This window comes from Brevibacterium sp. 1718 (assembly GCF_051131255.1).
Taxonomy (GTDB): domain Bacteria; phylum Actinomycetota; class Actinomycetes; order Actinomycetales; family Brevibacteriaceae; genus Brevibacterium; species Brevibacterium sediminis.
In genome coordinates this window covers 1,598,045-1,620,419 of record NZ_CP186550.1, presented here as the reverse complement: position 1 = coordinate 1,620,419, position 22,375 = coordinate 1,598,045, and the positions used below count along the sequence as shown (strand labels likewise).

The 22,375-nt window shown below is 65.9% G+C and carries 17 protein-coding genes; 6 read left to right on the top strand and 11 right to left on the bottom strand.

What is annotated here, in order from left to right; translation table 11 throughout:
- Nucleotides 1–275: 275 nt before the first annotated feature.
- The 6 genes from ACOZ9V_RS07150 to ACOZ9V_RS07125 all read right to left on the bottom strand — a co-directional run bounded on the left by ACOZ9V_RS07150 (nt 276) and on the right by ACOZ9V_RS07125 (nt 6,439).
- Nucleotides 276–1,424, bottom strand: coding sequence for an acyl-CoA dehydrogenase family protein (locus ACOZ9V_RS07150; RefSeq protein WP_139470308.1), 1,149 nt, complete (start codon nt 1,422–1,424; stop codon nt 276–278).
- Nucleotides 1,425–1,462: 38 nt separating this feature from the next.
- Entirely contained in the window at nt 1,463–1,990 is a 528-nt protein-coding gene (gene purE / locus ACOZ9V_RS07145) for a 5-(carboxyamino)imidazole ribonucleotide mutase (protein ID WP_434594766.1), read from the bottom strand.
- Between the two features lie 77 nt (nt 1,991–2,067).
- Complete coding sequence (locus tag ACOZ9V_RS07140; protein ID WP_434594763.1) at nt 2,068–3,270, bottom strand: 5-(carboxyamino)imidazole ribonucleotide synthase; 1,203 nt, start codon at nt 3,268–3,270, stop codon at nt 2,068–2,070.
- Between the two features lie 66 nt (nt 3,271–3,336).
- Nucleotides 3,337–4,608, bottom strand: coding sequence for a methyltransferase (locus ACOZ9V_RS07135; protein ID WP_434594760.1), 1,272 nt, complete (start codon nt 4,606–4,608; stop codon nt 3,337–3,339).
- A 53-nt stretch (nt 4,609–4,661) separates the two neighbouring features.
- Nucleotides 4,662–5,771 (bottom strand): alkaline phosphatase family protein, encoded by a 1,110-nt coding sequence (locus ACOZ9V_RS07130; RefSeq protein ID WP_434594757.1) that lies wholly within the window; start codon nt 5,769–5,771, stop codon nt 4,662–4,664.
- Between the two features lie 80 nt (nt 5,772–5,851).
- Nucleotides 5,852–6,439 carry a DUF5998 family protein gene (locus ACOZ9V_RS07125; protein WP_101546592.1) on the bottom strand — a complete coding sequence of 196 codons (588 nt, stop codon included), beginning with the start codon at nt 6,437–6,439 and terminating at the stop codon, nt 5,852–5,854.
- Nucleotides 6,440–6,519: 80 nt separating this feature from the next.
- Here ACOZ9V_RS07125 and ACOZ9V_RS07120 point away from each other — a divergent pair, with 80 nt between their 5' ends.
- The 3 genes from ACOZ9V_RS07120 (at nt 6,520) to ACOZ9V_RS07110 (ending at nt 12,928) form a co-directional block, all read left to right on the top strand.
- Entirely contained in the window at nt 6,520–9,192 is a 2,673-nt protein-coding gene (locus ACOZ9V_RS07120) for a bifunctional acetate--CoA ligase family protein/GNAT family N-acetyltransferase (RefSeq protein ID WP_376906828.1), read from the top strand.
- A gap of 277 nt (nt 9,193–9,469) precedes the next feature.
- Nucleotides 9,470–10,024 carry a TetR/AcrR family transcriptional regulator gene (locus ACOZ9V_RS07115; RefSeq protein ID WP_139470258.1) on the top strand — a complete coding sequence of 185 codons (555 nt, stop codon included), beginning with the start codon at nt 9,470–9,472 and terminating at the stop codon, nt 10,022–10,024.
- A 147-nt stretch (nt 10,025–10,171) separates the two neighbouring features.
- Nucleotides 10,172–12,928, top strand: a complete 2,757-nt coding sequence (locus ACOZ9V_RS07110) for a DNA gyrase/topoisomerase IV subunit A (protein ID WP_434594753.1) — start codon at nt 10,172–10,174, stop codon at nt 12,926–12,928.
- Between the two features lie 136 nt (nt 12,929–13,064).
- Here ACOZ9V_RS07110 and ACOZ9V_RS07105 read toward each other — a convergent pair whose 3' ends face one another.
- Together ACOZ9V_RS07105 and ACOZ9V_RS07100 are read right to left on the bottom strand one after the other, a co-directional pair.
- A complete protein-coding gene (locus tag ACOZ9V_RS07105; RefSeq protein ID WP_181270370.1) occupies nt 13,065–14,768 on the bottom strand; it encodes an adenylate/guanylate cyclase domain-containing protein in 1,704 nt (567 codons plus the stop codon).
- Complete coding sequence (locus tag ACOZ9V_RS07100; RefSeq protein ID WP_434594750.1) at nt 14,768–15,640, bottom strand: biotin--[acetyl-CoA-carboxylase] ligase; 873 nt, start codon at nt 15,638–15,640, stop codon at nt 14,768–14,770. The genes ACOZ9V_RS07105 and ACOZ9V_RS07100 overlap by 1 nt, the downstream gene beginning before the upstream one ends.
- Nucleotides 15,641–15,707: 67 nt before the next feature.
- Here ACOZ9V_RS07100 and ACOZ9V_RS07095 point away from each other — a divergent pair, with 67 nt between their 5' ends.
- Nucleotides 15,708–17,288, top strand: coding sequence for an acyl-CoA carboxylase subunit beta (locus tag ACOZ9V_RS07095; protein WP_139470250.1), 1,581 nt, complete (start codon nt 15,708–15,710; stop codon nt 17,286–17,288).
- On the top strand, nt 17,285–17,665 hold the full coding sequence (locus tag ACOZ9V_RS07090) for a hypothetical protein (RefSeq protein ID WP_253903675.1): 381 nt from the start codon (nt 17,285–17,287) through the stop codon (nt 17,663–17,665). Before ACOZ9V_RS07095 ends, ACOZ9V_RS07090 begins: the two co-directional genes overlap by 4 nt.
- A gap of 46 nt (nt 17,666–17,711) precedes the next feature.
- Here the strand turns inward: ACOZ9V_RS07090 and ACOZ9V_RS07085 are convergent, their stop codons facing one another.
- The 3 genes from ACOZ9V_RS07085 to ACOZ9V_RS07075 all read right to left on the bottom strand — a co-directional run bounded on the left by ACOZ9V_RS07085 (nt 17,712) and on the right by ACOZ9V_RS07075 (nt 20,572).
- Nucleotides 17,712–18,407, bottom strand: a complete 696-nt coding sequence (locus tag ACOZ9V_RS07085) for a TetR/AcrR family transcriptional regulator (protein ID WP_139470248.1) — start codon at nt 18,405–18,407, stop codon at nt 17,712–17,714.
- 60 nt (nt 18,408–18,467) lie between these two features.
- Complete coding sequence (locus tag ACOZ9V_RS07080; protein WP_172168832.1) at nt 18,468–19,265, bottom strand: carbon-nitrogen hydrolase family protein; 798 nt, start codon at nt 19,263–19,265, stop codon at nt 18,468–18,470.
- 110 nt (nt 19,266–19,375) lie between these two features.
- Nucleotides 19,376–20,572 (bottom strand): MFS transporter, encoded by a 1,197-nt coding sequence (locus ACOZ9V_RS07075; RefSeq protein ID WP_434594744.1) that lies wholly within the window; start codon nt 20,570–20,572, stop codon nt 19,376–19,378.
- Nucleotides 20,573–20,690: 118 nt separating this feature from the next.
- Here ACOZ9V_RS07075 and ACOZ9V_RS07070 point away from each other — a divergent pair, with 118 nt between their 5' ends.
- On the top strand, nt 20,691–22,364 hold the full coding sequence (locus ACOZ9V_RS07070) for a DUF885 domain-containing protein (RefSeq protein WP_434594741.1): 1,674 nt from the start codon (nt 20,691–20,693) through the stop codon (nt 22,362–22,364).
- Nucleotides 22,365–22,375 lie beyond the last annotated feature (11 nt).

The window sequence follows — 22,375 nt, the reverse complement described above, 5'->3', positions numbered from 1 at the left end:
GGCCGTATCGCCCCATCGGGTGTCCACAGCAGACAACTGTGCCAAAGACACTTCAGAGTCCACTGTGTTCACCTATTGTGTCGCGTGAGAACCATCGATTCCGGCACATCCGCGCCGCGCATGTCGGATTCGTCGCGTGTGCGATTCTTCACAGACAGAAGAACGGGCGCCGCAGACTCCCGTCTGGGGAATCCGCGGCGCCCGTTCGATACAGACCGGACGGCACCGTGCAGCCTTGACCAGGTGCGGCCTGCCGCAGAGCGTCCGAACCCGGTTCAGGCCAGGAGTTTGCGTCCCATCACCATCCGCTGGATCTGATTGGTGCCTTCGTAGATCTGCGTGATTTTCGCATCGCGCATCATCCGCTCGACCGGGTGGTCCACGACGTAGCCGGCACCGCCGAGCAGCTGCACGGCGTCAGTGGTGATCTCCATCGCAGCATCGGAGGCGAAGGCCTTCGCCGCGGCGCCGAAGTACGTGAGGTCCTCATCGCCGCGTTCGCTCTTGGCGGCAGCGGTGTAGGTCAGCTGGCGTGCCGCCTCGAGCTTCATGCCCATATCGGCGAGCATGAACTGGATCGCCTGATTATCGGCGATCGACTTGCCGAACTGCTGCCGATCCTTGACGTAGGCCAGGGCGTAGTCGAGCGCGCCCTGGGCGACGCCGACGGCCTGCGCGGCGATCGTGACTCGAGTGTGGTCGAGGGTGCGCAGGGCGATCTTCAGGCCTTCCCCGGGCTCACCGACGATGCGGTCGCCGGGCAGGCGGACATTGTCGAAGAGGAGCTCGCGGGTGGGCGAGCCCTTGATGCCGAGCTTGCGCTCCTTCTCACCGAAGGTGAAGCCCTCATCGGACTTCTCGACGACGAAGGCGGAGATGTTGCGTCCGCGGGCTCCGTCGGGGTCGGTCACGGCCATGACCGTGTAGTACTCGGATTCTCCGGCGTTGGTGATCCAGGTCTTGACACCATTGAGGATCCAGTCGTCGCCGTCGCGTTCGGCGCGGGTCTTCATCGATGCGGTGTCGGATCCGGCTTCGCGCTCGGACAGTCCGTAGGAGAATCCTGCTTCTCCGGCGGCCACGGACGGGAAGTACTTCTTCTTGATCTCTTCGCTGCCTCCGAGCTGGACGGGCATGCTGCCGAGCTTGTTCACAGCCGGAATGAGCGAGGACGAGACGCAGCCGCGTGCGACCTCTTCGATGATGATCGCCACTGCCAGCGCATCAGCGCCCATGCCCCCGTACTCTTCGGGGATGTGCGCGGCGAAGAAGTCCGTCTCGACGAGGGCGTCGTGCGCCTCCTGCGGGTAGCGGGAGTCCGCATCGACCTCGGCCGCGAACGGCGCGATCTTCTTCTCGACGACATTGCGGACCGCGGCGCGGATCTCTTCGTGCTCTTCGCTGGGCTGGTACAGGTCGAACATCATTCTCCTCAGACTTATCAAACGTTCAGCAAGCCCTATTATTCCTGCAGTGCCCGGCCTTTGTCGAGAGCGACCTGCCGCAGCTGGCTCCGATAGTCGTCGAGACGCGTGCGCACAACCTCGGCTTCGGCGCCCTGACCGGCCCCGAGGATGCGCGCCGCCAGCAGGCCGGCGTTCTTGGCGCCGCCGATCGAAACGGTGGCCACGGGAACTCCTCCGGGCATCTGCACGATGGACAGCAGCGAGTCCATTCCGTCGAGGTACTTCAGGGGCACGGGGACTCCGATGACCGGAAGCGAGGTCATCGAAGCGATCATTCCGGGCAGATGGGCCGCTCCCCCGGCTCCGGCGATGATCACCCGGACGCCTCGCGCGGCCGCGGACTTCGCCCAGTCGACCATGTCCTCGGGCATGCGGTGGGCGGAGACCACCTCGGCGCTCGATTCGATGCCAAGTTCGTCGAGGGCGTCGGCGGCTGCTTTCATCGTCGGCCAGTCCGAGTCCGAGCCCATGACGATGCCGACCGGAGCCGCCGTGTCAGTGGAGTCTTCATTCGCTGTGGTCATCTGTGCTTCCTTCGTTGCGGGCGGTTGACACCGCGGATGGGCGTCGGATGGGGCCGGGGTGCAGTCGGCGCCGGGACTCAGCGTGTACCGGGTTCGCTCTCGGCCCGGAGATTCTCCGGAGCGGGCATCTGAGGATGCGGATCGACGTCGACGCCGGCGATGAAATCGGCGGCATGCCGCGCTCGAGCGAGCACGAGCTGCCGATCCTCGCCGTAGGCGTTCACGTGGCCGACCTTCCGACCCGGGCGCACCCCCTTGCCGTAGAGGTGAACCTTGACCGCCGGGTCGTGAGCCATGACGTGCAGGTACGGCTGATAGAGGTCCTCATGATCGGCGCCGAGGATGTTGACCATCACGGACACGTCCTCCCGTGCCGCGGGGCTGCCGAGGGGAAGGTCGAGAACCGCGCGGAGGTGCTGTTCGAATTGGCTCGTCACCGCTCCGTCCTGGGTCCAGTGCCCGGTATTGTGCGGGCGCATTGCGAATTCGTTGATGAGGAACCCCTCGGCAGTCTCGAACATCTCCATCGCCATGACGCCGGTGACCTCGAGGGTGCCGGCGACAGTGAGGATCGCTTCGGTGATGGCCCGCGCCTTCTCATCACGCAGATCGGGAGCCGGGGCGATGGCCTCCTTGCACACACCGTTCTGCTGCCAGGTCTCGACGACCGGCCACACTGCGGTCTGCCCCATCGGGGACCTCCCGACCATGACGGCGAGCTCCCGGGTGAAGTCGACCTTCTCCTCGGCGAGCAGCTGGGGAACCTCGTTCAGCCATTCGACGGCCTCGTCGAGGCTGTCGATGACGCGCACACCCTTGCCGTCATAGCCTCCGCGGGGCGTCTTGAGGATGAAGGGGTATCCGACACGAGCGGCGAACGCTTCGACATCGGCGGCCGAGGTGATCTCCGCCCATGCGGGGTTGGGCAGACCGAGCTCGTCCATCTTCGTGCGCATCCGGATCTTGTCCTGGGCGAAGATGAGGGCATCGGGCCCGGGGCGCACTGCGTGTCCGGCCTCGACGAGGGCCTGCAGATGCTCCGGTGGGACGTGTTCGTGGTCGAAGGTGATGACGTCGACGGTCTCGGCGAAGGCCTTGAGCGTCGGATAGTCCGTATAGTCACCGACGGTCACCTCGTTGATGACCTGTGTGGCGGGGGCGTCGGCGGTCTCCGCAAGAACGGAGAAACGGACGCCGAGGGCTTCTGCGGCGGGGGCGAGCATGCGTGCCAGTTGTCCGCCGCCAATGACACCGATTCGAGGAAAAGTCACGTGTTCCATCCTATCTTCCGCGCCAGTCGCGGATCGACTGCGGTCAAATTGTGGATCGGCCGAGCGGTCGGCAGCTCATCTCCGTCCCAGTCGCCACAGTGAGGTAACTTCGGCGCTGCGGGCAGCGTGGAGCGCGTCGGCGGTATCAGCGGCGCGGGGATGGCGGGGCACCGTGTCGATGCGTTCGAGCACGCGCAGTCCTGCCGCCTCGATGCGTTCGCGGAGCTCACCTGAGGGCCTGAGGCCCAATCGTTCGGCGAGGTCGGAGATGATCAGCCATCCCTCCCCAGCCGGTGTGAGGTGGTCGGTCAGCCTCTCGACGAAGCGATGGAGGACAGCGGAGTCCGGATCGTAGATGCCGATCTCGAGTGCCGAGGTCGGCTGGGCCGGCAGCCACGGCGGATTGCACACGATGAGGTCGGCACGACCGGGCGGAAACAGGTCGGTCTCGATCACGCTCACATCGGCACCAGGACAGAGACGGTCGAGGTTCTCACTGGCGCAGGCGACGGCGCGCGGGTTGATGTCGGTGGCCACCACTGTCGCAGCGCCGCGCCGCAGCAGGATCGCGGCGAGGACTCCGGTCCCCGTTCCGAGGTCGAATGCGGTGCCGGTCGTCTGCGCGGAATCCGTGTCGGTCGAAACCGGACCGACGTTCCTTCCCCACGGCAGGGGCGTCTGCGCGACGAGATCGAGGTACTCTCCCCGCACAGGCGAGAAGACGCCGTAGCGCGGATGGACGGAATCGCCCAGAGCCGGGATCTCGACTCCTCGCAGCTGCCATTCATAAGCGCTGAGCACTCCGCCGAGTTCGGTGAGCGACACGCAGACCGGTCCGTCGGCCGGGCCGTAGGCGGCGCGGCAGGCGGCGGCGACGTCGGGGGCACGGCGCAGGGCGAGGTCGAAGTCCGGGCCGAGCTCGACGACGACTCTGCCGAGCAGCCGGGCCCGCTGCTCGATGGCGTCACGTTCCGCGAAGAATGACAGCGCGGGATCGAGAGCAGGGCCATCGCTGTCCCCGGGTCCCACGAATCGGTCTCTGCCCCGTCTGTCGCGGGATCGACCCCGGCCGCCGCGACGGCCGCCGGAACGTCGCCCCCCTGTGCCTTCACGGTTTCCGCCTCGGTCGCCTCTGAGCCGACGGTTCATCGCCTGGACGAGTTGACGGCCGTTGTGGAAGTCTCCGCGCCACAGCAGTCCCACTCCGGCGCGTGTCAATCGGCAGGCTTCGTCGGCGGTTGTCTCGTCTCCGATGATCTGCACAGTGGCGGGAGGCGTCGCCCCGTTCTCAGAATGCCAGTGGGCTGTGCGGCCGATGCCGTCTTCGGTCCAGCGGATCGTCGTCAACGGGTGCTCCCAGAAGGTCGGTGGTGAGTCATCTCGGCTGCAGTCGGCACCGCTCACACGACGAGCAGCGGGATCTCCAGCTCCTGCTCCGTGGTGGAACCATGGTGACCGATGAGGGCCAGCGCGGAGGCGGATTCCACTTCCGAATCGACCACGGCGAAGCCATCGGTGCAGATGACGAGGAAATCCCCGATCCGCGGATAGACGTGCGGGGCGACTGGACCGAAATAGCCGCGGTCGATCGCCGAGGCCTTCGGCAGGATGAGCCCGCGGTCGTCGAGCGTCTCCTGCCAGACCGAGAGCACGTCCGCCTCCGCGCCCTCAGCAGCGTAGAGATGCAGTGCGCGCGGCTCTCCGCCGACGTGGCGCAGGCCGGCCTTGAGCTCAGGGAGTTCAGCGAGGTCGAAACGACGTTCCTGGTCGACGTCGACCATGCCGTGGTCGGCGGTGATGAGCATGGTCGCGTCGTGCGGCAGGTCGGAGGCGAGTCGGGACAGGGCGAGATCGACGCGTTCGAGTTCTTCTGTCCAAGCGGCGGAGTCCGCACCGTGCACATGACCGGTCTTGTCGAGATTGCCCCAATAGAGGTAGACGAGGCGGCGGCCCGGAGCCCTCGCCTCGGCGAGAGCCTGGGCACAGCGCTCCTCCAGGCTCTTCGAGTCCCGGAATCTGCCTCCGCGCAGCGAGGCCCGGTTGAGGCCGCGTCCGGCGAACTTCTTCTCTCCGAGGCTGACCACATCGATTCCGGCATCGGTGAGGCGTTCGAAGAGCGTCGCATCGGGGACCCAGGCGACGGGGTCGACGTCGAGGTTCCACGTCAGCTGATTGAACACCGCGTCCTTCTCCGGGTCGAGGACGCGGTAGCCGACCACGCCGTGGGCGCCGGGCAGGCGGCCCGTGGCCAACGACGACAGAGAGTTCGCCGTCGTCGACGGGAATCCGGCGGACAGGGTACGGCGTGTTCCGGCCTGCGACCGGAAGAAGGGAGTGTATCCGCTGTAGCGGCGCAGCTGCTGCTCCCCGAGACCGTCGATGAGCACAACGATCGTCGCCCGGGACTCCCGGTCGAGTCCGAGCGTTCGTGCACGATCGGACATCGGCGCATCGAGGGCGTCGGCCGCACCGAGGCTCAGCGCCGCGGCGGGAACGACATCGGAGAGCATGGGACCCGCATAGTCCGGGGGCCCCAGGTGCTCAGCACCGGATGGGTCCTGCTGCCTTTGACTCGTCGAGTCCTCGCTCATCAGCGGCGCGACCGCAGCCGGGCGTGGAAGACTGCGGCGCGCAGCTTCCCGGCGAAGTCGGCCATTCGGTCGACGGCGGCCTGCCCTTCGGCCTCGGCCGAGACCCGGAGCATGACATCCTCGGCGAAGATCGATCCGCCGTATCCGTGATCGCCCATGCAGTTGGGATCTCCGCAGGTCTCGGGGAAGGCCTCGATGCGCTTCGACGCACCCCAGGACATGGTCAGCGAAACCTCGACGGGCTTGTCACCGGGCTTGTAGGCGGCCGGATCGGCGAAGGTGCGGCCGACCATCACGGTACCCAGGCGATCGAGTTCGATGTCCTCGCTGCTCGTGACGGCGCGGGGTTTGGCGCCGGGTTCCGCGTTCGGATCGTCATCGACGTGAGCCAGTAGGAGGCGGGTCTCGGTGAGGACGAAGGCGGTGACATGCCGGTGGATGGATTCGATGTCGACATGTGTGTCGATGTGGACGAAGTGGGCCAAGACCGGTTCGTCGTAGAGCGAGTCGGCGAGGATGCCCTGAGTGAGCTGGGGATAGTAGCCGGCCGACTGCAGATCGTGAACGAGAACTTCGGGTAATGCCATGCCCACTATTGTGCCCCACTCCTCTGACTTGTCCCAGCGAGGTCGGCCATATCAGGACGCCCGACGCATATGCTGGGACCATGGAAGACTATCCTGCCGGGTGGGAAGCCGATGTCGTCCTCCGCGACGGCGGCACCGCCCACCTTCGCCCGATCACCCCTGACGATTCCGCTGCTCTGGCCCGCATGCACGAGGCCCAATCGCCGGAGTCCGTCTATCTGCGCTTCTTCGCTCCGCTGCCCCGGCTTCCCAAACGCGACCTCGACCGCTTCGTCAACGTCGACCACCACGACCGAGTGGCGCTGATCATGCTCATCGGCGACGACATCATCGGTGTCGGCCGCTTCGATCGGATCACCGACACCGACGCCGAGGTGGCGTTCAACATCGCCGACGCCCACCAGGGTCGCGGGGTCGGTTCGATCCTGCTGGAGCATCTGGCCGCGGCCGCGCGCGAATCGGGGATCCAGCGATTCACCGCCGAGGTGCTTCCCCAGAACCGGTCGATGCTGCAGGTCTTCCAGGCCGCCGGCTACGAGGTCTCCCGCGGTTTCGATGACGGTGTCGTGGCCGTGAAGTTCGACATCGATCCCACGGCACGGTCCATCGAAGTGCAGGCCTCCAGGGAACACAGGGCCGAGGCCCTGAGCGTGCGCACGGTCCTCCACCCCGCCTCGGTGGCGGTGATCGGCGCCAGCCGCAAACGCAACTCCACCGGACATCTGCTCATCCGCAACATCACGGCCGCGAAGTTCACCGGCGACCTGTGGGTCGTCCACCCCGAAGCCGATCAGATCGCCGGCGTCCAGGCCTATCCGAGCCTCGCCGATCTGCCGGGCAAGGCCGACCTCGCGGTCATCGCCGTGCCCGCCGAGTCCGTCACCGAGGTGGTCAAGGACTGTGCCGTGCACGGGGTCAAAGCCGTGCTCGTCATCTCCTCCGGTTTCGCCGAGACCGGTCCCGAGGGGGCCGAACTCCAGCGCCGCATGGTCGCAACCTCCCGCGCCTACGGAATGCGCGTGGTCGGGCCGAACTCCTTCGGATTGGTCAACGAGGCCGCCGACATCTCGCTCAACGCCTCTCTGGCCCCGTTCCTCCCGGCTTCCGGAACGCTCGGGCTCTTCAGTCAGTCCGGGGCGCTGGGCACCGCCCTGCTCGCGGCGGCGAAGACCCGCGGACTGGGCATCTCCACCTTCGTCTCCGCAGGCAACCGCGCCGACCTCTCCGGCAATGACCTCCTCCAGTATTGGGAGGAGGATCCGGCCACGCAGACCGTCGGTCTCTACCTCGAATCCATCGGCAACCCGCGCAAGTTCTCGCGCATCGCCCGTCGAGTCTCGCGCGTCAAACCCGTCGTCGTCATCAAGTCCGACCTCACGGGCCGGGAGCTGCCGCCCGGGCATATCGTGCGTACCTCTTCCCTGGCGCCGAACACCCTCGACCAGGTGCTCGAGCAGGCGGGAGTGATCCGCGCGGATACGATCCACCAGCTCTTCGACCTCACCCAGGTGTTCTCGACCCAGAAGCTGCCGGCGGGCCGCCGGGTCGGGGTCATCGGCAACTCCGCGGCGATGAGCACCCTGATCATGCAGCGCGCCCGTTCCGAAGGTCTGCGCGTCGACACCGAGCCCGTGTCCCTGCACCCCGAGGTCGATGCGGAGACCTTCCGGACCGAACTCGATGCGATGTATGCCCGCGACGACGTCGACTCGGTCATCGTCACCTTCACCCCGTCGGCCGGTGCGGAGGAGACGGAGATCGCCGGCCTGCTGTCCGAGTCGGCCGCACGCTCGGGGAAGACCACGGTCGCCTGCTTCCTCGGCATCCACGGTGTCCAAGACGAACTGACCACGTACCTCACCGATGAGGCCGGCAGCCGGGTCTCCCACACCGTCCCCAGCTATATCGGTCCCGAAGATGCTGTGTGGGCTCTGGCCAGGGCCACGGACTATGCCCGGTGGAGGGCCGCCGACCACGGGCGCTACACCGAGCTCGACGACATCGATGACAAGAAGGTGCGGACGATCATCGACGCAGCCCTGGAGGGGGCACAGCCGGGCTCCCCCGTCAGGCTCGAACGCGACGACGTCCGCGACCTGCTCAGCGCCTACGGAATCGAGGTGCTTCCCTACGTCACGGCCTCCTCGGTGGACGAAGGAATCGCCGCGGCTGAGAAGATCGGGTATCCGGTCGCCCTCAAGGCCGTGACCACGGTGCTGCGGCACCGGATGGAGCTCGGCGGTGTGCGCCTGAACATCGACACCCCAGAGGAGCTCGCCGAGGATTTCACCGCGATCCAGGAGACCATCCGGCAGCTGGCCGGTGAGGATGAGCCGCTCGTCGACGTCCAAGCTATGGCCCCGCATGGTGTCCCCTGCGTCCTCCGCGCCGGTGAGGATCCGCTGCTCGGTCCGCTGCTGGCGTTCTCTTTGGCCGGGGACACCACGGAGCTGCTCGGCGATGTCGCTCATCGGGTCGCCCCGATCACCGACAAGGAGGCCGGGGACATGATCCGGTCGATCAAGGCCTCCCCGCGGCTGTTCGGCTATCGCGGTCTGCCGCCGATGAACATCGAACCGCTGCGCAATGTGCTGGAGAGGCTCGCTGTGCTGGTGGAGAACCATCCGCAGATCCTCGAGCTCGTCATCCACCCGATGGTCGCCACAGAGACCGAGTCGCATGTGCTCAGCGCCCACGTCGACCTCCTGCCCGACCCGACTCGGATCGACAGCACCCGTCGACTGCTGAGCTGAGACGGATTGGAGCAGACGCCCGCCCAGCTGAAAGGAGAAACCACACCCGCCGCAGGCCGTCTTCGAATTTCACTGTCACAACGGCATATTGGCGCGTCCTATACCAATTCGCAGACTTGACGGGTAGTGTCTGTATCCGTTCACCACGAAATGTTATGAATTCGTGTTTTAATGAATGGCCGCTCCGGCGGCCATTGTCTGTGGCCAGTCACTGGTCATCCACCGTCCCAGGCGCCCGCGTTCAGCAGGTGTCCCATGAGAGCGAGGCCTCACAGTCATGATTTCGCGCAGAGACGTCGTCACCGACTCCGCGATCGCCGTAGTCGCCGAACAAGGAGTCCGCGGACTCACCCATCGGGCAGTCGATGCACTGGCCGAACTGCCGGTGGGGTCGACTTCGAATGTCTACCGCACCCGCGATGCCCTGATCACCGGAATCATGGAACGCATCGGAGAGCTCAACTCCCAGCAGCTCGAACGCCTGCCGGAGCTGGTACGTGCTCCTGGCGCTGACCCGATCGAGGTCGCCATCGACTTCTGCATGAACTGGCTGACCACGGACCGCAACCGGTTCTACACGATGATGATGCTCAGCCTGGATCCGGCTCTGCCGCCTGAGGCAGTGATCGCCAAGGAGAAGAACCTCCGCGCGATCAGGGAATTCATCATGCGCTTCGCCGGCATCGACGCCGAATACGCGCAACGGGTCAACAGCTCGGTCGCGGGCATGATGGTCAGCGAACTCGTCGCCGGCACGGCTGAGCGCTCGCATGTCGAGGCATACCTCAAGGAGTTCTTCCAGTGGCTGCGCAGCGGCCGCGACGATGCCTGAGCTCCGACACGAACCCTCCGGGAACGCCCGATTGAGCAGGAGTTCGCAAATCGAACGCTAGAATCGACGGGTGCCCTCCCCCGCTGAGGTCTAGCCTCGGCGCGGGCGGGTGTTCGAATCGAACAGTTCGTGCGTCAAAGGAGTTCCATGCCCGAAGGCAGAGTCATCGAAGTCGACGTCTCCTCAGAGATGGAGAGTTCGTTCCTCGAATATGCGGTCTCGGTCATCCACTCCCGCGCACTGCCCGACGCCAGGGACGGCCTCAAACCCGTCCAGCGGCGCATCGTCTACCAGATGGGCGATATGGGGCTGCGCCCTGACCGCGGACATGTGAAGTCCTCGCGCATCGTCGGCGATGTCATGGGCAAGCTCCACCCGCACGGCGACACCGCGATCTACGACGCCCTCGTGCGCCTCAGCCAGGGCTTCATCATGCGTGTGCCCCTGGTCGACGGCCACGGCAACTTCGGCTCCCTCGACGATGGTCCCGCTGCCCCGCGCTACACCGAGGCTCGACTCACGACCGCGTCGATGCACATGATCGCCGGGCTCGACGAAGACGTCGTCGACTTCGTGCCGAACTACGACAACACACTCACCCAGCCCGAGGTCCTGCCCAGCGCTTTCCCGAATCTGCTCATCAACGGCGCCTCGGGCATCGCCGTCGGCATGGCCACGAACATGGCCCCGCACAATCCCGGCGAGGTCATCGCCGCCTGCGCCCACCTCATCCGCAATCCCGATGCCGGACTCTCGGAGCTCATGCGCTTCATCCCCGGCCCGGATCTGCCCACCGGCGGACGGATCATCGGCCTCGACGGAGTGCGCGAGGCCTATGAGACCGGTCGCGGCACCTTCCGCACCCGCGCCACCGTGTCCATCGAGAACATCAGTGCCCGCCGCAAGGGAATCGTCGTCACCGAACTGCCCTACCTCGTGGGACCGGAGAAGGTCGTGTCGAAGGTCAAGGACGCGGTCGGGGCGAAGAAGCTGTCCGGAATCGCCTCGATCGATGACTATTCGGATCGCAAGAACGGCATGCGTCTGGTCATCGGCGTGAAGAACGGCTTCAACCCCGAGGCGGTGCTGGCCGAGCTCTACCGCCAGACTCCCCTCGAGGAATCGTTCAGCATCAACAACGTCTGCCTCGTCGAGGGACAGCCGCGGACCCTGGGACTGCGCGAGCTGCTCATGGTCTACCTCTCCCATCGCATCGACGTGGTGCGCAGGCGCACGGTCTTCCAGCTGCGCAAGGCCAAGGACCGGCTCCACCTCGTCGAAGGTCTGCTCATTGCGATCCTCGACATCGATGAGGTCATCCAGCTCATCCGCTCCTCGGACGATGCGGCCACGGCCCGCACCCGCCTCATGGACGTCTTCGAGCTCTCCGAGCTGCAGGCGACCTACATCCTCGATCTGCAGCTGCGTCGGCTCACGAAGTTCTCGCGTCTCGAACTCGAGGCCGAACGCGACGAGCTGAAGAAGACGATCGACTACCTCGAATCGCTGCTCGCCGATGAGGCGAAGCTGCGGGAACTCGTCGCCTCGGAACTGGAGTCCACGGCCGAGGTCATCGGCTCTCCGCGACGCACCGTCCTCATCGAAGGCTCGATGAAGGAGCTGACGGCCAAGGGCAAAAAGGCTCCGACGAACCTCAAGATCGCCGATTCTCCCTGCCGGGTGCTGCTGTCGACCTCCGGACGCATTGCGCGCACCTCGGATGCCGCTCCGCTGGCACGTGAGGGTCGCCGCTCCAGCCATGATGCGCTGGTCTCGGAGATCGTCACCACCACTCAGGGCAAGGTCGGCGCCATCACCACCACCGGTCGACTGCACATGGTCGACGTCGTCGATCTGCCCGCCCTGCCGCCGGCCGCGGCACGGCCCAATGTCGCCGGCGGTGTGAAGATCGCCGAATATGCGGCGCTGGAGAAGAACGAGAAGATCATCGGTCTGATCGACCTCGACCGGGAATTCGTCCTCGGCACCGCCGACGGCGTCGTCAAACGCGTGTCGGTGGCCGGTCGGCCGAACAAGAACGAGTGGGAAGCCATCACCCTCAAGGGAAAGGACTCCGTCGTCGGGGTCGCCCAACCCGAGGACATCGACGATTCCCTCTCCGTATTCGTGACCTCGAATGCTCAGCTGCTCGCCTTCGACGCCTCCGGTCTGCGTGCACAGGGCTGGAACGCCTCGGGTGTGGCCGGAATCAAGGTGGCCGCCGAGGCGAAGGTGATCTTCTTCGGAATGACTCCGAAGGCGGCGAAGACCGACGAGGACGGTACCGCGGATGCCGAGCTCGGCAGCTTCGCGGTCGTCACGATCGCCAGCGGTGAGAACTTCTACGGCGCCCCATCGTCGTCGATCAAGGTCAGCGAATTCTCCGAGTTCCCGACCAAAGGGCGAGCCACCTCCGGGGTGCGCGCCCACAAGTTCCTCAAGGGCGAGACCGAACTGTCACTGGCCTGGGTCGGCGACTCTCCGCAGGCTGCTGCCACCGCCGGCGGTGCACGCACGCTTCCGGCCGAACTGTCCCGTCGCGATGGGACGGGATCGCCGTTGGAATCGAAGGTCGATGTCATCGGCACCCTGCCCCGCCTCGGCGGTGCCGAATCCGCCGACCGTTCCCCAACGGCCGACGGCGACGAATCGGCTGAGGCATCAGCCGAAGCTGACGCTGATTCTGCATCCGGCACCGGCGAAGAGAAGCCGAAGTCCGGCGGAAAGCGATCAGCACGCAAGGAGCAGCAGGGGCAGCAAGGACTGGCGACCAGTTTCGATGAGCTCGATCTCGACCTCGATGAGGCCAAGGACGAGATCGCGCGGTCGAAGTTCGACATCGAAGGCGCCGTGATCGTCTCCCATGACGATGACGACGAGGACGACGACTCCGCCCTGTTCTGAGCTCGGACCGGCCCTGACGGAGGGCCCTGCTCTGGCGAACCACTCGGCCCGTCGGCCGTTTCAGCAGCTGAGCCCAGCACCTCGGTGCTGGGCTCAGCTGTCTGCCGCCTGTGCTGTCAGCGGCCGCTGCAGCCGCTCACTGGTCTGAGTTCTCGGGATCGTCGTCGAGGTCGAGGCGCATCTTGGCGGCGGTGCCGCGCTTCATCTCGCCGATGGCGGTCTCGCCGAGTCCGTGCAGCGAAATCGAATCGCGCGGTTCGAAGACGTAGTCGTCCGATGCCGAGAGCACTCGTGCGGTCTCCTCGTCGGTGAAGATCGTCCCTGGGTCGGCCACGGCCGTCAGGCGGGCGGCGAGGTTGACGCTGGAGCCGAAGATATCGCCGAGGCGGGAGAGCACCCGTCCCCAGACGAAGCCGACGCGCGCCTGGGGCAGGTCCTCGGCGGCAGTCACGCGCTCCATCAGCGTCATGGCGATCTCGGCCCCGGCCAGAGGGGTCGACGCGGCGAAGAACACTTCATCGCCGACGGTCTTGATGACCCGTCCGCCGCCGGTGGCGACAATGTTGTAGGCCATGCCCTGGAACTCCTGGACCATGTCCGCCAGCTGCCGTGGCTCCATCTTCTGCGACAGGCGGGTGAAGGAGACGAGATCGATGAATCCGACGGCGCGGGCCAACGGCATCGAGGAGTCGTACCAGCCCTGCCTGTTGTCCATGGCCAGCCCGTCGGAGACATTGACGTTGAGACGGCCCATGACGTCGGCGAGGTTGCGCCGCCAGGAGTAGGTGAGCATCTTCTGCAGCGGGTCGATCATCTCTTCGACGACGGCCAGGGCATCCCGGCGTGCTTCCGGGTCGGTCAGTCCCTTCTCCTCGGTGAGGAATTCGACAAGGGTCTCCATCTGCCAGACGACGAGGCGGTCCGTCGTCTGGCCGATCGCCCGGGCCAGGGACAGCGCGGTGGTCTGGTCGATGAGACCGTCGGCGACGGGCTTGGCCCAGATCCGCAGGGCGTGCGCATCGCTGACGGTGTAGGCCTTATCCGTCGGCTTCGCCTGGGACATGCCGAGGGCCCGCCACATCTTCCGGGCCGAGACCGTGGAGATCCCGCCGAGTTTCGCGGCCTCCCGTCGGTCGAGGACGCGCTTGCCGTCGAGCAGGATCTCTTCGAGTCGTTCGGCCGCGGTTCGGGTCTCATAGATCGTGCCGTCGAAGTCGGGACCGTCCGCGTCGAGAGCTCCGTCGGCGTCGTCCTCGTCGATGATCGGCAGCGCTGTGGTGCGCGGATCCTCACGCAGTCCGCTGAAGAAGTCCTCATCGACGTCGATGTCCGGGTCGGCCGCATCCGCATCCGCATCCGCATCGGCAGCATCCGCGGGGGGTGCGCCAGGATCAGCCGTGACCTCGTCGGCGAGCTGCGCGCCGACCTCTCCTGCCTGAGGCGCGGACCCCGTCAGGCCGCCGACAGGCTCGTCATCGCCGTCGACGTCATCATAGGGATCGCCCGCGCTCGACTCGGCCGCCTCCTCGAGGAGGGTGTCCGGGGAACGATCGTCCGCCTCGGCGGTCGACGAGGTCTCACCGTCGTCCTTCGGCTCCGGGCTCGGCGAAGAATCAGGGGCGGACCGGCTATCCGACTCCGTCCGGGGTACGGCATCGGACTGGGACTGAGCGGTCGGCTGCGATGCGTCGGCGGACCGGGGCGCGTCTCTGTGCGACTGGGTGCCGGCGTCGGCCGGCCGAGTCTCTGCGGAGGTGCCTGCGGCTTCTCCGACCTCGGGTGTGCCCAGCCGTTCCGGTTCGACGATGTCGAATCCGGCGGTGAAGTCCGAAACCGCCATCAGTCTTGGCTCCTCTCCGCAGCGGTCGGGGCCGCGGCCGGACGCAGATGGTGGACGTCTCCGGCGCTTAAGCACACCTGATCGTCGATGATGAGGTCGGCTCCTGCGTCCAGCCCCGTGGCGGTGCCGATGATGTCGGAACCGTCAGGCTTCTCCACCCGAACCCGCGACCCGAGTGTCACCATATGATCACGCACTCTCCGCGCTGTGCGGCTGTCGCGGAAATCCTCATCTCCATAGTCGATCAGCTCTCTGTAGCAGGGGATCAGTGTGCCGAGAATCGAGACTAGCAATGCTTCATGATCAATTTCTGAACCGTCGATTCCGGTTTCGATCGCTATTGAGCTCGCGTCTTCGCGCGGCAGATCAGCAGGCTCCAACCGGGTGTTCAGCCCCATCCCCAACACGATCTGCGGTCCGCCGGCCAGGGGTTCGACGCGTGCGAGGATCCCGCACAGCTTCCTGCCCTCGGCGGTGAGCACGTCGTTGGGCCATTTGATCGCGGCGGGCACTCCCGCCTCGGTGACGGCGGAGTGCACGGCCTCACCGGCGATGAGCGGGATCCATCCCCATTGGGAGAACCCGGCCGGGGGTGTGAGCAGAATCGACCACGTCAGCGACCGGCGGGCGGGCACCGTCCAGGTCCGGCCCAGTCGGCCGTGTCCGGCGTTCTGGAAGTCGGTGCCGCGGATGGTGAATTCGGCCACGGGCGAACCGGCGTCGGCTCCTTCTCGGACCACTCGCGCAAGTTCGTCATTCGTCGAGGTGCAGCTATCGTCCCAGATCAGCGGGGGGAGCGAAAAACCACGATCCGCAGCGGTGCGGCGCACTGAGTCGACGTCGACGAGAAGGGAATTGTGTTGGCTGTTCACCAGTCCACTCTAGATTCTTTTGGTGAGAGTGCACAACGAAGTCTCACGTCATCGTTATTGTGGAGTCATGACGGATACTCCACGGACCACAGCCGAGCGCATCGACGCTTTCACCCAGCGCCGAGAAGCAGCCCACACGGGCAATCAGCGCTCGGTGGACAACCAGCACAAGCGCGGCAAACAGACCGCCCGTGAACGCATCGACGCTCTCCTCGACGCCGACTCCTTCCAGGAGATCGACGAATTCGCCCGCCATCACAATCACCAGTTCGGGATGCAGGACAACCGCCCCGACGGTGACGGAGTCGTCTGCGGATTGGGCACGATCGAAGGCAAGACCGTCGCGGTTTTCGCTCACGACTTCACCGTCCTCGGCGGATCCCTCGCCGAAGCCAACGGCCGCAAGATCGTCAAGGTGCAGAAGCTCGCTCTCAAGCTCGGCTGCCCGATCATCGGCATCAACGACTCGGGAGGCGCCCGGATCCAGGAGGGCGTCGGATCGATTGCGCTGTTCGCCGAGATCTTCCGCCTCAATGTCGCCTCGTCGGGAGTGATCCCCCAGATCTCGCTCATCATGGGTCCTTCGGCCGGCGGCGCCGTGTACTCCCCCGCACTGACCGACGTCACGATCATGGTCGATCAGATCAGCCACATGTACATCACCGGCCCCGACGTCATCAAGACCGTCACGGGAGAGTCCGTCGGCCATGAGGAGCTCGGCGGCGGACGGACGAACAACACCGTGTCCGGAAACGCGCACTACCTGGCCTCGGATGAGGACGATGCGCTCAACTATGTGCGCGATCTGCTTTCGTTCCTGCCGCAGAACAACCTCGACCCGGCCGATGCCGACGAGTTCGAGTCCGATCTGTCGGTGACTCCCGAGGACGAGGCGCTGGATACGCTCATGCCGGATTCGCCTTCGCAGCCCTACGACATCCTCGACGTCGTCACCACGATCCTCGACGACGGCGATTTCCTGCAGGTCTCCGAGCTCTTCGCTCCGAACGTCGTCACCGGCTTCGGCCGCGTCGAAGGTGTGAGCGTCGGCGTCATCGCCAACCAGCCCATGCAGCTGGCCGGCACCCTCGACATCGACGCCTCGGAGAAGGCCGCACGCTTCGTGCGCCTCTGCGATGCCTTCAACCTGCCGATCCTCACCTTCGTCGATGTGCCCGGGTTCCTGCCGGGCACCGACCAGGAGTACGGCGGCATCATCCGCCGCGGCGCCAAGCTCATCTACGCCTACGGCGAGGCCACCGTTCCGCTCGTCACCCTCATCACCCGCAAGGCCTACGGCGGCGCGTACTGCGTGATGGGGTCGAAGCAGCTCGGTGCCGATATCAATCTCGCCTGGCCGAGCGCGCAGATCGCGGTCATGGGCGCCCAGGGTGCGGCGAACATCGTCTATCGCCGTAAGCTCAAGGCCGTCGAAGAGGCCGGAGAGGACGTCGAAGCGGCGCGTGCCGAACTCATCCAGGACTACGAGGATGCGCTGCTCAACCCGTACCTGGCCGCCGAGGAAGGCTACATCGACGCCGTCATCAAGCCGAGCGAGACCCGCAGCCGGATCGTGCGTTCCCTGCGTGCGCTGAAGAACAAGCACGTCGACGCTCCCGCGCGCAAGCACGGTAACATCCCCCTATGAGCGATGATCTGCAGACCGACGCCGAGGCGGACCTGCCCGGCGAAGTCGACGCCGAGGTGACCGGCCCCGGCGAGGACGCGGCCGCCGAGGAGGGCGCGGCCACAGCCTCAGACGGGGCGCTGCGGGTGCCCTCCGTGGAGGGACGCTCACAGGTGCGCGCCGATGACGGCGAACCGATCAGCGACGAGATGGCCAGTGCGGCGGCTGTGGCCGCGGTCGTGGCGATCCGTCAGGTGGCGATCGCCTATGCGGCCCAGCAGGCCAGCGCGGAGGCCGAGTCCGAAACCCGCAAGGGCGATCGGGCGGGTTTCCGGGCTCCACGCCGCAATGTGCGCAAGCGCCTCCCCCAGACCTGGGACCAGCACCTGGGTCGCTGAGGCCCCGCCGGCCCCGGCCCTCGACGGACTCCCGTCTGCTGTTTCTCTAGTCGGCTTCTTCGCGGAAGAGCGCACGCAGTTCGTCGAAGAGTCTGTCGATCACTGGTCCCGGATCTCCGTCGACTCGTCGCATCCGGGTGAACGTCGCCTTGAGCGCCATCATCGCCAAGGCGGCGACGGCTTCGGCTCGCGGGGAGACTTCGATATCGTCGTCGGCATAGTCACCGGAGTGAGCCCCCATGACGTCCACCGGCGCCGAGGAGGTCCCGTCGAGTCGGCGTTGGATGATCTGCCGGAAGAGCCGTTCGTTGTTGCCCATCCGCGACATCTGCAGCGGTATCAGCGACGGGTCCTTTTTCAGCATGAGATGGTACTGGTGCATATCATCGCGCTTCTCCATCCGAGTGGCGACGATGAATGCGAGCAGATGTTCGAGGTCGGCGACGAGACGCCCGTGGGGTCCCCCGGCTTCGAATTCCTCGATGGCCGGTTGGTCCTCTTCGTCGAAGACGGTGTCCGCGCGACCGAGCAGCGCCTCGTCCTTCGATGAGTAGTAGTTGAAGAAGGTTCGTCGGGAGACTCCGCAGCGCTCACAGATGTCTTCGACGGTGACGTTGTGATAGCCCTTCTCCAGGGCCAGGTCGATGGCGGCACGGCGAAGAGCCTGCCCGCGTTCACGCTTCTTGCGTTCGCGCAGTCCCTCGACCGGCGGTGACGTTTGGACCTCTGAACCAGAACTCATGGGAACAGTATTGCAGTCGCTGCATTTTCACCGGAAATGCGTTGAGCGCCCGTCTCAAGCTCAGTACCCGAGTTTCGCGTTCGTGAGCACCGGAACCGTCTCCGCTGCGGTATCGGCGGCGCTGAGGTCGATCTCGACGATCTCGAGTCGTTCGGCACCGTCGAGTGAGTTCAGCACCTTCCCGAGGGGGTCGGAGACCAGACTGTGGCCGACCCCGGTCGGCCCCTTCTTCGGAACCGGGACGCCGGTCACTTCGGGATCGGCTTGGCCGAGGGCGGCGATGAACATATTCGAGTCCAGGGCACGGGCGCGGGCGAGGATCTCCCACTGTTCGGCCTTGCGCGGTCCCGCACCCCAGGAGGCGGCGACGACGGTCAGGCGTGCGCCCCGCCGACTGAGTTCGGCGAAGAGCTTCGGGAACCGGATGTCGTAGCACAGAGCCAGGCCGATGTCCTCGCCGTCGATGGTGAAGAGCACCGGCGCCTCTCCCGCCTCGACGGTGTCGGACTCCTTGAATCCGAAGGCGTCGTAGAGGTGGATCTTCGCATAGTCGCTGCGCCGGCCGTCAGGGGAATAGACGGCGAGCAGGTTGATGACCTTGTCGTCCGTGGCCGCGAATTCGCCGACGACGACGGTGATTCCGGTCTCGGCGGCGAGCTCGCTCAGCGCGGCCCGCCACGTCTCGGAGTGCTCCTCGGCGATGGTGCGCAGGCCGGATCCGAACGCCGACATCGTCGCTTCGGGGAAGACGACGAACTGTGCGCCTGCCGCGGCGGCCCGGCGGGAATAGGAACGGACCTTCTCAAGGTTGTCGGCCACCTCGGTGGTGGTGTTGATCTGAGCGAGCGCGAACTTCATTCTCATCCTCCAGTCGTTCCCTCCACCCTATCTCCCCAATTGCTACCTGACGGGGGCCCAGCAACCTGGCGCGAGGTTGCTGGGCCCCCGTCAGGTAGCAATTAGCGGGATCAGGTGAGGTATTCGCGGCCGGGGCGACCGCCTCGGCGACGTCCGTGCACCCACACGTACACGCCGATGGCGACCACGACGAGCCCGGCACAGACCAAGAACATTCCGTTTCCGCCGGTGAACGGGTAGAGGAATCCGAGGACGACCGGGCCGATGCCGGACCCTGCGTCGAGGAGGAGGAAGAACGACGCCGTGGCCACGGGAACGCGGCTCATCGGCACGGATTTGACGGTGATTGCCTGCATGCACGGCATGAGGGAGCCGAAGCCGAGGCCGATGAGCACTCCGGCGAGGACGATCCCCGTCATCGTCGGCCACAGCGCCAGCAGGACATTGCCGGCGATATCGGCGATGAAGACGGGGAAGATCACCGCATTGTCGCCGAAGGTGTCCTGCAGCCGTCCCACGAACAGACGGGCGAACAGGGAGGCCACAGCGAAGGCCACGAAGAACAGGGACGCGGCGGAGGCGACGCCGTACTCGGTCGCATAGCCGGCGAGGAACACCAGCGCCGCCGCGTAGGCGATGCCGGCCAGAAGCATGACCGAGCCGATCCGCAGCCCGTCCCGATCGACGAGGGTGCCGAGTTTGAGATGCCATTTCGTGCGCCGCTGATAGTCGCTGATCTCCTGCACGGGCAGCCGGATGAGGAAACAGCAGATGAGGGCGAGGACGGACATGAACGCCGAGGCGACGAAGAGCATGACGAAGTCGAACTCGCGGGGCAGAATGACGCCGAGGTACGGTCCGAGCGCCGTCGACAGAGTCGTCGCCGTGCCGAAGTATCCGGTGCCCTCTCCCCGGCGGGAGGCCGGGATGATGCTCTGGATGGCCGTCATGATCGCCGTGTTTCCGGCGCCGAAGGCGATTCCGTGGACGATGCGCAGCGTCAGGAGCAGAGTGAGGTCGCCGGCGAAGATATAGGCCAGTGAGGCGAGCACGGAGACCGCCATGGTGATGATGAGCAGTTTGCGCCGCCCGATGAAGTCGAGATACTTCCCGGTGAGCACGCGAGCGACCACGGCACCGACGACGAACGATGAGGAGGCGAAGCCGGCTGCGGCCTCGCCGGCGGAGAACCGCGCCACCGCGTACCCGGCCATCGACGTCATGAGCAGGTAGAAGACCATCGACATCGAGAGGTTGAGCCCGATTCCGACGATGAAGTCCTTCGTCCACAGCTTCGCTCGTGCCACTGGAGATCGGTCTCACTTTCTGCTGCCTGCGGGGAACAGTGACACATTAGCGGGTTCGCGACGATTGCGTGGTCCGGTCCACCGCGGATGTGACCCAGCTCGCGATAGGGTGGTCATCATGACTGTGAAGAGAACCTCCTCCGCCGTCGATGCGGTCGCTGAAGACTACGTCGATGACATGCTCGCCCTCTCCCCCTCTCTCGCCCTCTACCTCGGACTCGACGGTGCACAGGGCTTCGACGACTTCTCGCCGGCCGGACTCTCCGCGCTCAATGATGTCACCGTGCGGACGCTGGCTCGCCTCGATGATGTCGCGGACTCTTCCGACCTCGACGATGTCGACCTCGTGACCATCGATGCGATGCGTGATCGCCTCGGCGTCGACCGGGACTACTTCGCCGCCGGAATCAAGCACGCCAGCCTCAATGTCATCGAATCGCCGCTGCAGCAGGTCCGCGACGCCTTCGACCTCATGCCCACGGATACCGTGGCCGATTGGGAGACGATTTCGACCACCCTGGCTGCCGTGCCCGGCTCGCTGGCCGGATACCAGGAGTCCCTGGCGATGGCGCGTGACAACGGTCGCGTCGCCGCCCGTATCCAGGTCGAGAAGGTCATCGAACAGGCCCGCGCCCTGGCCGAGCCCGGCAGCAACTTCGATCGTCTCGTCGCCGGTGCCGATGTTCCCGACGCTCTGCGTTCGGATCTCGACACCCACGCCGAGGCGGCCCGCAAGTCCGCCTCGGACCTGGCCGAATTCCTCGGCGAACAGGTGCTGCCCGCCGCCGGTGACGACGAAGCGTGCGGTCGCGAAGCATACGCGCTGTATTCCCGCGACTTCCTCGGCGCCGAAGTGGACTTCGATGAAACCTATGCATGGGGCCTCGAAGAACTCGAGCGCATCGACGCCGAACAGCGAGAAGTGGCAGAGAAAATCATGCCCGGCGCCGACCTGTTCGAGGTCATGGACGCTCTCAACAACGCCCCGCAGCGGACCCTGCACGGCACCGAGGCGCTGCGGGACTGGATGCAGGGTGTGGCCGATGAGGCGATCCGCGAACTCGGCAAGTCCCATTTCGACATTCCCGAACCCGTGCGCACGATCGAGTGCATGATCGCGCCTTCGGCCACCGGCGGCATCTACTACACCGGCCCGACCGACGATTTCTCCCGACCCGGCCGCATGTGGTGGTCGGTGCCCGAAGGCGTCACGGACTTCGCCACCTGGCAGGAGAAGACCACCGTCTACCACGAGGGTGTGCCCGGCCACCATCTCCAAGTCGGTCAGGCCACCTACGTCTCCGACACCCTCAACCGCTGGCGCCGCCTCATGTGCTGGGTATCCGGCCACGGTGAGGGGTGGGCGCTGTACGCGGAGAAGCTCATGGCCGATCTCGGGTTCCTCGACGATCCCGGCGACTATCTCGGCATGCTCGATTCGCAGCGGCTGCGTGCCGCCCGTGTCGTCCTCGACATCGGCTTCCACCTCGGCCTCGAGGCACCTGAGAGCCTCGGCGGCGGGATCTGGAACCGGGAGAAGGCGTGGCAGTTCCTCACCGACAATGTGGCCATGGACCGGTCGTTCCTGGCCTTCGAGCTCGACCGCTACCTCGGCTGGCCCGGGCAGGCACCGAGCTACAAGATCGGTCAGAGACTGTGGGAGCAGTACCGTGACGAGGCGAAGGCTGCGGCGGGTGCCGATTTCGATCTCAAGGACTTCCACACCCGGGCGCTGGGTCTCGGCTCGGTCGGGCTCGATACTCTGGGCCGTGCCATGAAGCGCTCACAGTGAGGTGAGGGACC

Coding starts and splice junctions, on each gene's coding strand:
- ACOZ9V_RS07110 (WP_434594753.1), top strand. CDS start 10,172: ATGCCCGAAGGCAGAGTCATCGAAGTCGACGTCTCCTCAGAGATGGAG.
- ACOZ9V_RS07095 (WP_139470250.1), top strand. CDS start 15,708: ATGACGGATACTCCACGGACCACAGCCGAGCGCATCGACGCTTTCACC.
- ACOZ9V_RS07125 (WP_101546592.1), bottom strand. CDS start 6,439: ATGGCATTACCCGAAGTTCTCGTTCACGATCTGCAGTCGGCCGGCTAC.
- ACOZ9V_RS07140 (WP_434594763.1), bottom strand. CDS start 3,270: ATGGAACACGTGACTTTTCCTCGAATCGGTGTCATTGGCGGCGGACAA.
- ACOZ9V_RS07105 (WP_181270370.1), bottom strand. CDS start 14,768: ATGGCGGTTTCGGACTTCACCGCCGGATTCGACATCGTCGAACCGGAA.
- ACOZ9V_RS07115 (WP_139470258.1), top strand. CDS start 9,470: ATGATTTCGCGCAGAGACGTCGTCACCGACTCCGCGATCGCCGTAGTC.
- purE (WP_434594766.1), bottom strand. CDS start 1,990: ATGACCACAGCGAATGAAGACTCCACTGACACGGCGGCTCCGGTCGGC.
- ACOZ9V_RS07120 (WP_376906828.1), top strand. CDS start 6,520: ATGGAAGACTATCCTGCCGGGTGGGAAGCCGATGTCGTCCTCCGCGAC.
- ACOZ9V_RS07150 (WP_139470308.1), bottom strand. CDS start 1,424: ATGTTCGACCTGTACCAGCCCAGCGAAGAGCACGAAGAGATCCGCGCC.
- ACOZ9V_RS07130 (WP_434594757.1), bottom strand. CDS start 5,771: ATGCTCTCCGATGTCGTTCCCGCCGCGGCGCTGAGCCTCGGTGCGGCC.
- ACOZ9V_RS07085 (WP_139470248.1), bottom strand. CDS start 18,407: ATGAGTTCTGGTTCAGAGGTCCAAACGTCACCGCCGGTCGAGGGACTG.
- ACOZ9V_RS07080 (WP_172168832.1), bottom strand. CDS start 19,265: ATGAAGTTCGCGCTCGCTCAGATCAACACCACCACCGAGGTGGCCGAC.
- ACOZ9V_RS07090 (WP_253903675.1), top strand. CDS start 17,285: ATGAGCGATGATCTGCAGACCGACGCCGAGGCGGACCTGCCCGGCGAA.
- ACOZ9V_RS07070 (WP_434594741.1), top strand. CDS start 20,691: ATGACTGTGAAGAGAACCTCCTCCGCCGTCGATGCGGTCGCTGAAGAC.